General features: G+C 67.0%; 6 protein-coding genes. All 6 read right to left on the bottom strand.

Going from position 1 to position 15,304, the window contains the following annotated elements; translation table 11 throughout:
- Window positions 1-320: 320 nt before the first annotated feature.
- The 6 genes from ACYQ1L_RS08405 to ACYQ1L_RS08380 all read right to left on the bottom strand — a co-directional run bounded on the left by ACYQ1L_RS08405 (window position 321) and on the right by ACYQ1L_RS08380 (window position 15,295).
- Complete coding sequence (locus ACYQ1L_RS08405; RefSeq protein WP_460003741.1) at window positions 321-2,246, bottom strand: AAA family ATPase; 1,926 nt, start codon at window positions 2,244-2,246, stop codon at window positions 321-323.
- Window positions 2,247-2,360: 114 nt separating this feature from the next.
- Window positions 2,361-2,744 (bottom strand): sulfate permease, encoded by a 384-nt coding sequence (locus ACYQ1L_RS08400; protein ID WP_330171813.1) that lies wholly within the window; start codon window positions 2,742-2,744, stop codon window positions 2,361-2,363.
- A gap of 150 nt (window positions 2,745-2,894) precedes the next feature.
- Window positions 2,895-6,440 carry a MobF family relaxase gene (gene mobF, locus ACYQ1L_RS08395; protein WP_460003740.1) on the bottom strand — a complete coding sequence of 1,182 codons (3,546 nt, stop codon included), beginning with the start codon at window positions 6,438-6,440 and terminating at the stop codon, window positions 2,895-2,897.
- 154 nt (window positions 6,441-6,594) lie between these two features.
- Complete coding sequence (locus ACYQ1L_RS08390) at window positions 6,595-7,881, bottom strand: hypothetical protein (protein WP_460003739.1); 1,287 nt, start codon at window positions 7,879-7,881, stop codon at window positions 6,595-6,597.
- A gap of 2 nt (window positions 7,882-7,883) precedes the next feature.
- The gene (locus ACYQ1L_RS08385; protein ID WP_460003738.1) at window positions 7,884-11,312 is read right to left on the bottom strand and encodes an SNF2-related protein; all 3,429 of its coding nucleotides are present in this window, start codon (window positions 11,310-11,312) and stop codon (window positions 7,884-7,886) included.
- Window positions 11,309-15,295, bottom strand: a complete 3,987-nt coding sequence (locus ACYQ1L_RS08380) for an Eco57I restriction-modification methylase domain-containing protein (protein WP_460003737.1) — start codon at window positions 15,293-15,295, stop codon at window positions 11,309-11,311. The genes ACYQ1L_RS08385 and ACYQ1L_RS08380 overlap by 4 nt, the downstream gene beginning before the upstream one ends.
- Between the last annotated feature and the right edge of the window lie 9 nt (window positions 15,296-15,304).

The following is a 15,304-nucleotide window of genomic DNA, read 5'->3' as shown; positions in this document are numbered from 1 at the left end:
TACGGACGGCTACGGGGAGTAAACGGACAGGTTTTCGGACAGCGCAGATGGCCGCTTCGACACTGGTTCCTCGCTATACATTGACGCCATAGAGTGACTCGATGCCTACGCCGCGAAGGCACATACGACGCGCGCGGGCAAGCAGAGCAGCTCACCCGGCCCCGGACGCGAGGACTTCAGCGCACTTCGATGAGCAGTAACATGAGCAGCATCAGCCATCCCGGTCTCTCCTCTTCGGTTGTCCAGGCGCTCGCTCGCCGCACGCCGAGCAGGCACGGCACCGCGTGGAACATCACTGAAGGAAGTGTGCGCTGAGCTGACTACTCGGCAGGCAGCGCCCTCACGAGCGCCTCGACAACCTGCTCGAATCGTTCGAGCGTCGCCACGGAGAGTCCCTGGATTGACCGGTCGAGGTTGCGCAGGAACACCGCGGCGACGTGGCCGTGGTTGAACTCCTTGCCGATCTTGCGCGTGATCCGCGCGACGATCCGGTCCTTGCCGGACAGGTCGGAGAGCTTGAGGCTAACGCCGTATGCCTCGTTATAGAACGCGAGGTACTCGCCGGGCTCAAAAAGATCCTCGATGTCAGGCGTCGGCGGGGTCGCATAGTTGTCGAGGCTGATGACCCTCGCCGCATCGAGCCGCCCGCGCTTGATCGTGTTCTCGATCTTCTGCTTGTCGGAGCTGCCGTCCAAGAGCACGACCACATCGAGCTGCCCTCCGAGCAACGCAAGGAAGGTGGGGATGTTGGTTGCACCGCCAGCGGGGAGCAGACGAGCGGACTCGGGAATGGAAGCGCGACCGAGAGACGAGAGGTGATCCGAGATGGTGCTGAGGTAGATGAAGTCGGACACGCCCTCGATGAGGATGTTCCGGTTGCCGATGAATAGGTTATGCGCGATGTCGTAGCCAAGCGCGGCCTGGAGCGGGAACAGCGTGTCCGGGTCCTTGACGACTCCGGCATCGGGAATGACCGCTGAGCCGAGATCGGGCCCCTGATCCTCCACGATGCGGACCTGATTGAGGTGCGGCGTCTGGACGAGGAACGGCGAGTGCGTCGAATAGAGCACCTGACGGTCGGAGGCTAGCCGGGACTCGATCGTGTTCAGAAGGTCGATCTGCGCGCGTGCATGCAACGAGAGACCCGGCTCGTCCAGCAACAGGATGAGATTCTTGTCCTTCTCGAACTCAAGGAACGACGCGAGGAACGACACAAACCACTGGAAGCCAGTGGAGCGGCGGTCCAGGCGGCTGCTGAAGTCGTGCCGCGAGTCCTCGACTCGAAACTGGAGATACCGCTTGATGACCGGCGCTGCCGTCCGTGGGTCGGTTTCGACCTGATCCTCGATGCGGACCGCAAGTTTAAGGTGATCGTTCTGCTTCCAGTGCTCCTTGACACGACGGGTCAGCAGACTGGACGCAGCCTCCAACTCGGCGTTCGACTTCTCGAAGTCCCAATCCTGCAAGGTCTCTGGCACGGCACGCGCCAGCCGGAGGAAGTCGGCCGCGGCGGCCAGTTCCTCTTCGGCGTCGGGATCACTCAGTGCGCTGAAGACCTCATCGAGGTTGTAGCGGCCCCGCAGCGACGAGTAGGAGCTGAAGTAGAAAGTGCGGGGAATGCGCTCGCGGATAAAGGCCTGGACTGCGGTCGTCAGATTCGCCGCTCCGCCCAGCTTTTCGGACAGCGTCTCTTTCGCCGCGGCCGCGTCCTTCGCTACGGCGGTCGGCTCGCCGTCTGTATTGGTGCCGGCGGCAACCTTGTCGAGCGCTGTGGAGACTTCGGTCGTGGTGGTCGGGCTGCCAATGGCCTTTCCCAGCCGTTCGGAGAGCCCGGCGATGAACGGGGCGACGAATGCGGCCTGCTCGATGTGGGCTTCGATGGTGAGGATCTTTGGCTTGGCGTAGCTACGCGACACGGTCACGTGGCGGTCGGACAGCACCCCGGCGCCGAGGCCGGCTTCGAGTTCAGCGACCTCGTCGTGGGAAAGCTCGAATGTGGCCGTGACCGGGACGGCGCTGTTGATCTCGCCGGTGATCTCGTGCTCTTTCTTCAGCCACCGCGGGTACTCGTCGAGCAGATCGAGCGCGAACGACGGCTTGGCGGGGTTGAGGTGATGGAGCGCCTGAAGGATCGCAGACTTACCCGACTCGTTCTTGCCGACCAGGGCTGTCACCGAATCCACCGGGATCTCCCCCGAGTCGATGATGTTGCGGAACAACCTGACGTGGAATGACTTCAGCTTCATCGCACCCGCCTTTCTGCGTGTCTGAAGACTAGCGGGCACCTCAGACACAGCCAGCCGCATGCGACGTCGAACGGCACGCAAAGATGCTGCGCTGGTTCCGGTACCGCGAGCGCGTCAGGCGCGCGACGAGGTGAGCAGCGGGGCGTCCTCGCTGATTGCGTAACCCGTCGACTCACGCTCGGCGAGTCGACGGTCACGCCGCTCGGCGACGCGCGCCCGGATCAGGACGATCATCGTGATCGGCCCGTTGACGAGGAACTTCAGCGCGTTCCAGATGAAGAGCAGCACCAGCAGGTTCAGCCAGCCCGGCCCGCCGTCGGCGATCCAGACGGTCAAAAGCCACGCGCCGAGCAGGTACGGCACAGCGATGAGCATGGCGGGCACGCCCCACTTCAGGCCGCGTCGCGTCCGCAGCGCGTCGAGCAGGATGTTCGTTGGCATGTACGTCCGCAGGAACAGCCGAACCCGGATGCTGAGATTCCAGAGCAGTCGGAACATGATGTCCGCCTCTTGAGAGGCTGCGTAGCTCCGCCGAGGAGGTAGATCATGTGGTGAGCGTCCCGAGGGGACCGTCGCAAGCGACCTAGAAATCGTGGCTACTACCTCGACACCCAGGGTACGCCTGACCTCGGACACACGGAAGGGCAGCTACAGGCGCGGCGCGGATACCCCGACTGCACTGACCGTGGACTCCGGTTCTGCTGCGCGTGCCCCGAGCTGGTTCGCGCGGAGGATCGCGGCGCGTGCTCGTGCCGCGTCCGCACGCTGCCGGGCGTCGTCGCCGATGAGTCCGAGCGCGCTGGTCTCGGTGATGCCATAGGTGTCGCGGTAGGCCGCGACGGTGCGCGCCTCGCGTCGCCAAATCGCGGCAAGCTGCGGATCGGCGGGCTCTGGGCCGAGTTCCGCGGCCCATGCCTCGGACGCCTCCACCGCTTCGGCGACGAGTGCGTCGGCCCGCTGCTCGATGAGTACGGCGCGTTCCCGGAGCGCGGCTCGCATGTCGTCGTCCATCGTGCCGAGCGCCGGGGTGATGAGTCCAGCGATGGGCGCGGCGGGCTGGCGCACGCGCCCCGCACCGTTCGCGCGCGCCAGGGCTCGGATCACCCGTTCGTGGAGCACCGCGGCCACGTCGTCGGCGTCGTCGAGCGGACGCGAGGCGACGAGCGCGTGCAGCAGGCGCTCCGTGTCGTACCCGTCCGCCTCGGCGCGGCGCAGCTCGGCACCGAGCACGCCGAACGCGGTCGATCCAATGGCGGCGTCGGCTTCGGCCTCGGTGAGTCGGGTGGCGCGCACGAGGGCTTCCCAACGTGGTTGCTGTGCGGCGGCGGCGATGGTCTCGTACTCGGCGGCGAGCTGGCCGACCGAGCCCCAGGCGTCCTGCTCGGCGGCGATCATCTGGCGGGCGGAGAGTTCCGCCCCAACGTGCTGGAGCACCCCGGCGAGCACCTTGCGGGCCGCGACTGCCTTGGTGTCCTGGGTAGGCGGATGGATGTGGTCGTCGTCGGGACGGTTGATCGAGACGTAGGCGGTGTTCCCGAGCCTTCCGCGGGTCATGGCGACGTAGAAGTTCTCGCGCGTCGCGCCTGGCTCGATGAGCGTGTGTCCGGTGTCGACGGTGACGCCTTGCGCCCGGTACGCGGTGACGGCGTAGCCGAGTTCGACGTGCTCGGCGACGTACTCGACGGGAAGCCGCACGGTCGCGCCCCAGCTCCGTCCGGCGGGACGCACCCGCAGCGATCCGTCGGCGCCGATGGCGGTGATCGTCCATCGACTGCCGTTGCGTACCCAGCCGCGGCCGATGCGCAGCTCGCGGTTGTTGCGGCGGGTGATGATCGCGTCCCCGACGGATGCCTCGGTATCGTCATGCAGCCGCACCTCTGCGCGCGCGTCGACCTGCCCGGCGAGGATGAGGTCGGCGCGGGCGCGCTGGTTCAGCGTATTGACCATCGCGCTTGACTCGGCGATGAGGATGCTCGCCAGTCCAGCGGCGCGGTCACGCTGCCACGCAGCGTAGGCGGCATCAGCCATGCGCTCGGCCTCCCCGGCGTGGATGCGCCCGTGGGCCTGGTAGGTGTCGATGGCGTCGATGCGCCCGTGGCGCAGGTCGAGGGTGGCGTCCTTCTCCCAGGCTGCGGCGATGCGGCGCACGTCCGTCAGCTCGGGCACGCTGTCGCGGTCGGCGACGAGCATCCCGAACGCTCCCCCGGCGTCGACGGACTGGAGCTGCGCGGGGTCGCCTACGAGCAGCACCTTGGCTCCGGCGTCGGCCGCGACGCGCACGAGGCGGTCGAGCGCGAGCGTCCCGGCGAGGGATGCCTCGTCCACGATCACGAGCTGCCCAGCAGTGAACCCGGTGCCGTGGTCGCGGTGGGTCTGCCACCACTTCGCGGTGTTCTCCGTCGGGATGCCGAGGTCACCGGCCAGCACTTCGGCCGCGACCGCGGACGGTGCCAGGCCGATGACCGAGCCATGCCCGTGCTCGGCCTCCCACGCGCGCCGCAACGCGCGCAGCGCGGTAGTCTTGCCTGCCCCAGCGGGGCCGACGAGCAGGTCGAGCATCCGGCCCGACGACGCAATCGCTGTGAGTGCGGCGCGCTGGTCGTCGCCGAGCGTGCGCCCACGGTGGGGTTGCAGCGCGTGCGCGATCGTTGCGTCGGCCAGGCGCGGTGCAACCTGCTCACGGGAGTGCGCAAGCAGCCGGCCCTCGGCGGCGAGCACCGCGGCACCGCTGTAGCGGGCGGCGTTGCGAGGCCGGAACACGCTCGTCCCGTCCGCGCGCCGGAACGAGGCGGGACTGGAGGCTAGCTCAGGCGGGGTGAGCCGGATGGACGCCTGCTCTGCGGCATCGACGATCATGCCAGTGATCGCCTCACGGTCATCCGTGCCGGTGAAGCGCCAGCCCATCGTCTGCCGTGCGGCCTCGGCATACAGGTTCCAGACACTCCACGTCGTGCGCTTCTCGGCAACCGCGGCGACCACCGACACGCCGAGCCTGGCGATTCGCTCCAGCGGCACGTCCTCCGCGCACAGGAGCTTCGCGGGCTCGACCGCGACGGCTTCTCGCGCCCATTCGGTTGCGTCCTGGCCCAGCAGTCGGCTCGCTCGGGTGCGCCACTCCTGGGCGAGGTCGGCGAGCGGGCGGACTTCCTTGTCGGGCCGGGTTGCCAGCGTCGCCTGCTGTCGCAGCCGGATGATCGTCTCCCGCGACGGCGCGTGCCCGTGCGCCATCTCGTACTCGGCGATCAGGCGATCCTTCTCGATATCGATGTGCCGGGACCGGGACGAGAACTCCACGACCAGTTCCTCCGGCACCGTGGCGACCGCCCACACCGGGTTGCGGTCGGCTCCCCGCTCGCGCCGCTCCCAACCCAGGCCGAGCGCGCGGCTGAGGTGGTCGGCGAAGACCGCGTTGTGCAGCTCGCTCAGCGCCACGGTCGCCGCGTGCAGCGGCCGGCTATCCAGCGACCGCCACTTGCCGTCGAACAGGGTGCGCACCTTGTTGCTCACCACGACATGCGTGTGCAACTGCGGATCGCCCGCCCGCGAGTCGAAATGGTCGAACGCGGTGGCGATTAGCCCCTTCACCTCGACCTGTGCAACCGCGCCGTCGCGTGAGGTTGCGCCCGAGCGCGTGGCCGCAACCTCCCGCTCCATGAACGCAACGACCTCCGCAATGGCCGCATGGTGCGCCTCGGTAATCCGCGCCTGGGTCGCCGTGTCCGCAACACCCCACAGCACCGACGCCGACTTCGGCAACGAGAACGTGAAGTCAAACCCCGCGACCGCCCGCCGCGACGTGCGCGCCGATTCCTCCGCCTCGATCACGGCGACTGCCTCGGCTCGCTCCGTCGCGCCCAGCGCCGGAGCGAGCCTCGCGAGCCGAGCGGTGACCCGATCCTCGACGCTCGGAAACACCGGGTACGCCTTCCCCAGTGGATCGCCTGTCACCGGGTCAAGGCCCATGCCGAGTAGGAGCTGGAGCTGCGCCTCCGACACCTGCGCGCCCTCGTGGATCTCGCCGTGCCCGAGCGCGGCGAGGCCGCTGCCCATCCACCGGCCGGGCGGGGTGCCCTGCTCGGCGTAGTAGCGGGTCAGAGGCGTCGACAGCGCCCTCTCCCCGTCGGCGGACGCCACGGTGCGCAGCAGGTACTTGTAGCCGTCCCCCGCGCCCATGACCCGCATCGAAACCGACACCCCGCACCACCTCTCTCGTCAAAGAGGTGAGCCACGGAACCCGCCGTCAGGCGGGGTCAGCCTGGATGTGCCAGACGTGTACTGGTCTCTGGAAGGGCTTCCGAGGTCAGACGAGGCGGGCGCAAACGATCAGGTCGGCCTCCCGAAGAGACTGTCAGGGCGCGTAGATTGCGGAGTCGACATGGCGGACGCCGTAGCGCACGCCCAGGCGCTCAGATGCTCGGCTCAGTACCGGATCGGGGACGCCGAGGTGAGCGAGGGTCGCGAGGCTCAGGATCACCCTGGTCGCATCGCGGAGTGCACGCGACTCCTGCGCGTCGACGAACAGGACGGGGTTGGCCGGGTTAGGCGCTCCCTCGTGCGCGATATCGTTCCGAGCCGAATGGAGCGCCGCCGTCCAGTTCGCCAGGTTGATCTTCGTGTGCGCGAGGTGCTCTGGCTGCAGGGACTCGATGAGCGCGCCGACGTACTCCTCATACCGAGTGCGACGAGCATCGTTCCGAATGCCGTTGACAAACGCGCGCTGCGCCCCACTCAGGGTTGGAAGCAACGCCTGTAGCGTGTCTTCGATCACCGCGAACTCCTGCGCGTCAAGGCGAGGCGGAGACATCGGCGGCGGGAACTTTTGCTTTGTGAATCGCTCCAGCGCAGCCGCGAGCGCGATCACGTCACTCTCCACGAAACCCGGCTCATATCGAACGGCCGCAAGGATCTGCGGGACCGGGCGGAAGTCCACCCGCATCTTCCACCACGCCTCGACCACGGTTGCGAAGTACGCAGCGCCGAACCTGAGCAGGTACTCGACGGGCTGGCGACCACGACTCTCGAACGCCGGATACCGTGTCCAGCCATGAACCGCGACCTCGGTTCCATCCGCAAGAACCCCGGTGAGGGAGACACGCTCCGCAGGCTGATCGGCAGCGAACACGATCAGGTCTTGTAGCGCCGCGAGATGGGACGCATACTCCTCCATCGGTGCAGGATTGGGTGACCTGATCTCGGCAACGCCTCTAGCGTCGAGCAGGAGTGCCATCGTCCTCGCCGATTCAAGCGGTGGCAGCACTATCTCAGCACTAGCACTTCGCGCCGCCCCATCCTCATGACGAATCGTTGACAGCGATGGCAGGAGTTCGAACTCAGCGCGGATCGCCACATACTCCTGTGTCAGAGCGTCCGATCCAATCCTGACCTCCGAAAGGTGAAACGCAGCTCCGCCCGAACACCCGCGCATGATCGCTGGTTGCCCGCCGATGACCGTCGTGGCGACTCTCGAGTTGTCTATCCCCCGCCACCCCTGCTGGAAGGACAGTCCAGGCTCGACGTCCACGACGTACTTGCCGCTCGCCTCGCGGATCTTGCCGCTACGGGCTCCCTCGTCCTTCCCGACGAAGACAAGCTGCAAATCTTCCGGCCAGTTGATGCCGCCCGCAAACAATGACACCGCTACTCCGCCTTCGTCCCCTCGACCGCCATCCACGAGATGAGGCGCACATCGTCCAGCGCGATGGGCGGGAGCGGTTCGACCTTCTCGGCGGGCTGGATGCCGAACCCGTCGAGCACCTGGACAATCGCGGTCACGACGGCCTCCGGCTTCCCTGGCGTGCGCAGCGCACCTCGCATCGCCTTCCTCGCCTTGGCGGTCGGCACCGTGTTGAGCCGCTTGATCGTCTGGAGCTGTGCAGCTCCGAGGTGACCACCCTTGTTCAGGATGACTTCGCGCGCATCTCGGAAGGACGCCGGGATCTCGGCGGCGAGGGCGTTCGGGTCGGTTGAGCGCATCCACTCGTCGTGCGCATCCTCCTGCGCGAGAGCCCATGCCTCGTATGCGGCGCGGAACGCTTCGTCGGGCAGAGACCTGGGCCTGTCGGGTTTGCCGGGGTCTGCGGTGACGAGTGAAATCAGGGTGTCATCGACCACGACGCGCCCGTCTTCGTCGGCGATGGGCCGCCAAGCGTCGTCGGCGTTCACGTTGCGGAACCAGATGTGGCCCGTGTCGCCCATCTTCATGCAGAACACGAAGGCGCGGCCGGCGACGGCCGGGTTCACGAATCCGCTGCCGATACCGTAGGGCAGGTCTTCAAGCCGTCCGCGGAGCGCCTGGTCGGCGTCGAGCGCGTTAGCGAGCCGTCGCCGGTACTCCTCCCCCGATCCCGCGGCCGAGCCGCCACCCTGCTCGATAAGTTCCTCGATCTCGCCGACGATCGCGTCAGGGTCGTAATGCTCCTGCGGCGGGTAGTGCGAAACCCCTGGGAGCACCTTCCCCGCGCCGATGGCGGCATCCGCCTGCCGAAGCTTGCGGATCAGGGTCTGCTCCAGCCCGAGGAACTCGTCAAGGTGCTCGGCCGGGAAGAACACGTCGAGTTCGATCGACTTGTGCTGGCTGCCGATGCGGTCGACACGGCCGTGGCGCTGCACGATGCGCATCGGGTTCCACGGCAGGTCGTAGTTGACGATATGTGCGGCCTGCTGGAGGTTCACGCCTTCGGCGATCACGTCGGTCGTCAGCAGAAGGTCGTAGACGTCCGCCTCGACCGGAGTGCCGTCGTCTCGGAGTTGCCCGGCTGTGCGAGGCGCGAAGTTGGCGACCGCCTTCGCGCGGGTCGGCTGGTCGATGCCGCCGCGCTTGCCCGAGGCGAACTCTCCGATTACCGCGGGCGCGACCCGGCCGCGGTAGGCCGCGAGGGGCGAGCCGTCCGCCACGGCGTCCAGCGCGTCGGTGAGCCGCTCGTGCAGGTCGCGGATCGTGTCGGCGTAGGTGGAGAAGACGATGACCTTTCGCCGGTCGCCGCTGGGGGCGTTCGTCACTGCGGGCTTCTCGGCCTCGGCCGCGATCCGCTCCAGCTCGGTCAGCAACGCCGCGACTTTCGGCTCGCCGTCGTGCGCCGCCGCCTGAGCGAGCGACTGGAGGTGACGGATCAGCACGAGGTCGCGCTCGACATCGGATGCCAGCAGCTCCGCGTCGTACAGCGCGGCAGGGGTGGCCTGGTGCTCGGCGTCCTCGTCGAGTCCGGCGACGATCTCGTCAAGGTCTTCCGACTCGGAGTTGACGTAGTCGCGCAGCGCCCCGCCGACGAGCACGGTGCCCTTGCCGAGCGCGGAGAGGAACGCCTCGTGCGTCTGAATGAGTACGCCGAGCGTTCCGGCCAGCGCGGTCGGTGAAGATTCGAGCCGCTTGAGGAGCGCGGAGCGCAGCAGCCCCATGTTCGAGACCTCGGTCTTATTCAAATCCTCGGACTTCAGGTACCGGCTGGAAACGTATCGTGCAAGCAGAAGCCGCCCTGGGTCGCCGCGGCGCACGCTGAACGACGCGACGTGCGCCTCATCGTCGGGGATATCGAGCGCGTAGGTGACCGCGTTCACCAGCGCTTCGCCGGGCTCATCGAGTTGATAGTCGACACGGCGTACGTCGGCGTCGGGGAACTCGACCGGGATCTTCTTGCCGCCAGGCCCAGCAATCGTTTCGCCGCGATAGTTGTCCTTGACGAACGTCCTGGTGCGCCGCACCGCCACCTGATCCATCAGGTCGAACAGGTGCGCGGGCGTGAGCGCCTCGGGATCGAGCGCCTGCGCATCGCGGATGTACTTGCGGATCGACGGGATGCCGATCGAAGCGAAGCGCGCATCGTCACGGATGAAGTACTTGACCAGGGTCTCAAGGTCGATGAGCGAGTTGTTCACCGGCGTCGCGGTCAGCAGCACGACCTTCTTCGGGTGCCGCCCCGCGAGGATGATCCGATCCAGCGCCTCCGAACGCGCCGCGCCCGCGTTCCGTAAGTTGTGCGCCTCGTCCACGATCACCAGCGCCGCATCCTCGGCACGCTCGTAGAAACCGAGGTGCTCCGGATGCTCGGGGTCCATCCGGCTACGGATCTCCTCGTAGGAGTGCACCGAGACGCGCCGGGAGATGTCGTACCGCTCCAGCACCGGGTCCCACACCGACGCCTTCAGCGCGGCCGGAGCCGCGACCAGCACACGCTGCCGCTGCTCCTCCGTGGCCGCCGCGATCACTTCGAGCGCGAGGAAAGTCTTGCCGAGCCCCACCTCGTCGGCGACGAGCACGCCGCCGATCTCGTCCAGCAACCGACGCATCCGCTTCACGCCGTCGGCCTGGAAGCGGGTCAGCTCGAACCTCGTGGGACCGGCCTGCTCGTCATCGAGGTGCTCTCCGTATCGGGCGAGCAGCATTCGGAGGAACACGCTCCACGGCGTGTGCTCGGCCCACAGCGGCTCGTACAGCCCGGCGAGGTCGAAGGCTTCGGAGTCGGCCCAGCACTCCTCGAACCAGTCGATGACCTGCGGCGTGGACCCGTGCTGACCGGACGCGCCCACGTTCAGCTCGGCGTTGCGCGTGAGCCCGGCGTACGTCAGGTTCGACGACCCCGCGAGATAGGCAGGATGCGTCGGATGGTGGCTGATGAACGCCTTGCCGTGCAAGAACCCGCCCGTGTAGCGGCGGATCTCCACGACCGGCTCGCCACGCTCATCAGCCGCACGCAGCCACGCCACCAGGCGCTTCGCCGACCGCGTTGCCTTCAGCTCGAAGCCGAGCGCATCACGCTCCGCCTTCAGCCAGCGCACATGATCGGTCAGCGCCGCATCGAGCCGCTTCTGGAGCGTCGCGTCGGCATCCACCGGCAGCAACGGATCAGGCAGCGGATCAGCGCCAAGCAGGATGCGAATGCGCGGCAGCTTCTCCAGCTCGTCGGCAAGCAGCAGGAAGCCCGCAGGGTTGACGTAGGCCGTCGCAATCGCCGCGCTCGGCGGCACCGCAAGAGCCTCCCGGTTCACACGGAACAGACGACGCACCTCCTCACGCACCGTCATGGGCGGCGCGATCCGGTTCGTCGCAAAGACCGGAAGCTGGTCGGTCATGTCGCGTCCTTCCACTGCTCGTAGTACGCGAGGACCCGTTCCAGCCGCGCGGCGTAGTCCCAACCGCGATGGAACGTCGCGAAGACGTGCTCTACCTGGTCCGGTGTGAGCCCGTAGAGGAGCGATACAAGTGCGTCAAGTTCCGCGACCAGCTCCGTCTTTGTCGGCTCGTCATTGGCCGTTGCTACCTCGACGCCGACCTCCTCTGCCCAGGTCTTGTACCGCTCGTCGATTGCCGCGAGGCGACCTGCAATCACAACAGTCCGACCTGCGATGCTTGATTCGAACTTCGACCACGGCACTGGCAGCCGAGTCAGGATGCCGAAAGTCAGGTGAAGCTCAACCCACCGCCGTGCACTCCAATCGAACGGTATTGAGGCCATCACTCCCAACAGGAACGCCTCGTGCCGCGCTGATCCCCGACGGGTGACAACCATGTGAGCAGGATCGACAATTGCTCGACCAGGCGGCGCAAGGCACGGAATAGAGGTCCGTGTGTCTGTCGCACGCGCGATGCCTCGGTACACGATCCGGGCCTGGTCGAGCTGTAGGCGTCCTTCGGGCAGCGTCATGCCCGAGTAAGCCGAACGCGAAGTTCGCGCAGCCCTTTCAAACTTTCGCCGGAGGTATGGGCGCAGCACATCCACCGGGGAGTACGCATACGGAACACCCGCATCCGGATTCCAAATATTGAAGGAAGCGCCGGTGCCAACCGGAATCCGGCCGCGCGATTCCTCAACATCGAACTCAAGGACAGGCTTGTCCTTTGTCGCATTCAGGTCTCCCTGGATTAGAGCGAGATCCACGTCAGGCGGAGTGTTGCGGAAAACACCTGCGAGCATCATCGTTCGCAGGACTTGCGCGGCAGCCGTACCTGGGATCAGCGGAAATGCCGCGGTTTCAGACCACGACCCGAACTCTTCGGCAGGAACCTCCGCCGTAGTGGCAGCTCCCGAAACGAACTCCGACTGACTGAAGAAGGGTCCGGCGAACCGCACGACATGATCCGCGCCGCGCTCTACAACAGTGAGACACACCGTGTACTGAGGGTGGACGTTCGGGAACACCCACTGCATGTTGTTGGTCAGGAAGCACACGTCAGCGAAAGCGCCATCCGCGAGAACCGATCGTCGCCACTCCGCGAGCGAAGCGCCTGAGAGTGCGCCGCGGGGCAGAACGAGCCCAGCGCGGCCCCCTTCGCGCAACAAGCTCCAGTTCCTCCACCCAAACATCTGGTAGAGATCGAGATGTGCAGCTCCGACTCCAGGGAATGGCCCCGCTGCAATGGCCCGCCGCAGCGAATTAACTTGCTCAATCTCGGCCAGGTACTGCGACTCAAGATCGGGTCGACTCTCACGAAGCTCACGAAGTGCAACGATGCGCTTGGACTGCTGCATCGAGCGCAAACCGGGCAAGCGAAGCCCCCACCAGTGATGCTCCGCGACGTGCAACTCCTCCCAGGGCGGGTTCCCCACCAACACGTCGAAACCAGGCCGTTCCCGGAGAAAGACCTCGGGAAACAGGTACGGCATATGTGCGGGCTGGAGCGGATCGACGGCTTCGCGCACTTCGCGCATCGCGGCGAGTGCGACAAACTGCTCGGCGTCCCATGCCTCGTCAATCGTCACGCCGAGGCGCTTGGCGACGGCCACGTCGAAGATCGCCTTGGCCGGGGCAGCCGCGTCTCGCGCCTTCGCCAGCATCTCCGCGCCCGCAGCGACTTCGGACTTGTCGGCTTCGGATGCGTTCGCGTAGTCGATGAGCAGGTCTCGTGCGGCTGTCAGCGGTTCGCGGATGATCTGCTCGAACAGGCCGTCGGCCTTCAGTGCGTCCATCGCCTCGTCGATGGTGCCGATGCCGGTGAGGGAGTTGGCGAGGACGAGGCCGTGGTCGAGGCTCGACATCGGCAGGCCGGGCACGAAGGTGTGAATCCAAAGGGCGAGCTGCGACAGCTCCACGGCGAGCGGGTTGATGTCGAGGCCGTAGATGCAGCGGCGGGCCACCTGGCGGCGAAGGAGCTGGCCGTCGGTGATCGCCTTCGCCCCGTCGGTGTCCTGCCCGAGCGCCTCGCGCGCTTTCTCCGCGAGCCGGGCGAGTTCGGCGCGCACGCCGGGCACCTCGGTGGCGGTGAGGAAGTCGCGCATGCCGCGCTCGATCTTGTCCACAGCGGCGACGAGGAAGTGGGCGGAGCCCATCGCAAGGTCGGCGACGCGGAAGTCGAAGAAGGCGTCCGCGGCCTGGCGCTCCTTGCCCTCGTCCATGAGGGTCTTGATCCGGTCGAGGTGGGCCTTCAGCGCGGGCTCGACCGAACGCTCGATGAGGTGGTCGACGACGATCTTCGGCGTGTAGTACGAGCCGGTCGCCTTGCGCTCCCCCGAGGCGGAGTGGAAGTACGGGCGTCCTGTTGGTGCGACGACCTCATCGTCGTCCTTCGCGGGGACGAATGCGCCGTTCCGGTCGACAGTGAGGTCCTGCTCGGCGAGCGAGAGGCTGGACTCCAGCAGGCCCTCGTAAATGGTGCCAAACTCACGCACCTGTAGGCTGCGAAAGTCGACAGGCCCCCATGTCTGGTCAACGGTCTCCTCACTGAGGAGTTCCTGGAGGGCGGGTCCGACCACGCTGTCGGTGAGCTTGACCCGGGACAGCAGTGCACCTTCTTCGGTGGCCGGGTCGAACAGGCTGCCGCCGTAGGCAGGCACCTCCCAGCGGGAGTTGCCTTGGAAGATGACATCCCACACCTGCGTGAGATCCGACCAGATCGCTGCCGACTCGGTGGAGAACTGGTCAGGGCCGGTACCGATCTCACGGGTGATGAACGCCTGGAGCGAGTTCGCGTCGTAATGGTCGTTGCGGCCCGCGGGCAGCAGCTCGGTGGCCTCCCCGTATGCCTGGAACAGCAGGCGGAACAAGATGCGCATCGTGAGGCGGTACGCGGTCTGGAGTCCATGCGCGTCGAGCGCGAGCCCGAGCGACGGGAGCTGGTCGGCGATGGCGAGCGCGACCCGCGGCACCACCCCCTCGTACACGCGGTCGCGCAGGCGCGTGCCGAGGTCGGCGGCGTACTTGCCCGAGCCGTCGAGGATCTGCTGCGCGGAGCCGTCAACGTCGAGCGCCTCGGCGGAGAAGATGAGGGTGAGCAGCGCGGCCTGCTCGGGCGCGAGCAAATCCAGGTCCAGCTCAAAGTACGTCTCGGACTGGCCGCGCTGGCCGACGCCCACGCCGTCACGTCCGGGGTAAAGCCGCAGCGTGGACTTTCGCAGCGCGATCACCCACGGAACGTCCTCGCGGCCAGCGATCTCCAGCGCCTTCGCCACGGGTGTGAGCTGGTAGGTCGCGGATTTCTGATCGAAGTGCTCGTCGTCGCGCAGCAACACTGCGACCGCGCGCCGTGGCCCGCTCGATGTGCGCAGGACGAGCAGCCGCTCTGTCCCCGCGGGCTCGGCGTCGAACCCGAGCGCCGCCACCAGCTCGATGCCGCGCTTGGGCAGGATCGGCGTTGCCTTCTGACCCGCAGATTCCCAATCGGGACGGCGGGGCACGTCACGGTTCAGGTGGTAGGTGGCGAACAGGAAGTGGTTGGAGAAGCCGTCCGTGCCCGCCGAGGACATCGCCTCCTGAATGGCGCGGATGCGCCCGTGAGCGGCGAGCCCGTTCCCCTCCTCCAGCACGGACTGGAGCTGGCGCTCGGCCTGACCGACCGTGACGGGGCCGATGGGCGGAGCGTCCGCGGACGGATAGTGAATCCAGACGCCATCCGGGGTGACGGCTGCGACGATGAAGCCCATCGGAGCCCGCGTGCCTCGCGATTTCCACAGGTCGTCGAGCACGCCCTTCGTCGGTCGCGCGGTCAGGCGGGCGATACCGACCTGGATCGCCCCTGCCCCGGCGTCATCCCGGCCGAGGACGACGATGGCGTCGGATGCGCCCGCGGGCGCATCCGCCCACGCGACCGTGCTCGATCCGTCAAGCTGCAATGCCGACACGTTCCCTGC

The organism is Microbacterium xylanilyticum (genome assembly GCF_054654695.1).
The sequence above is the reverse complement of the archived record's forward strand: the minus strand, read 5'-3'. Positions and strand labels throughout refer to the sequence as shown.

Bases quoted from the DNA above. Each gene is read 5' to 3' on its own strand.
- ACYQ1L_RS08405 (WP_460003741.1), bottom strand. From the start codon at position 2,246: ATGAAGCTGAAGTCATTCCACGTCAGGTTGTTCCGCAACATCATCGAC.
- ACYQ1L_RS08400 (WP_330171813.1), bottom strand. From the start codon at position 2,744: ATGTTCCGACTGCTCTGGAATCTCAGCATCCGGGTTCGGCTGTTCCTG.
- ACYQ1L_RS08385 (WP_460003738.1), bottom strand. From the start codon at position 11,312: ATGACCGACCAGCTTCCGGTCTTTGCGACGAACCGGATCGCGCCGCCC.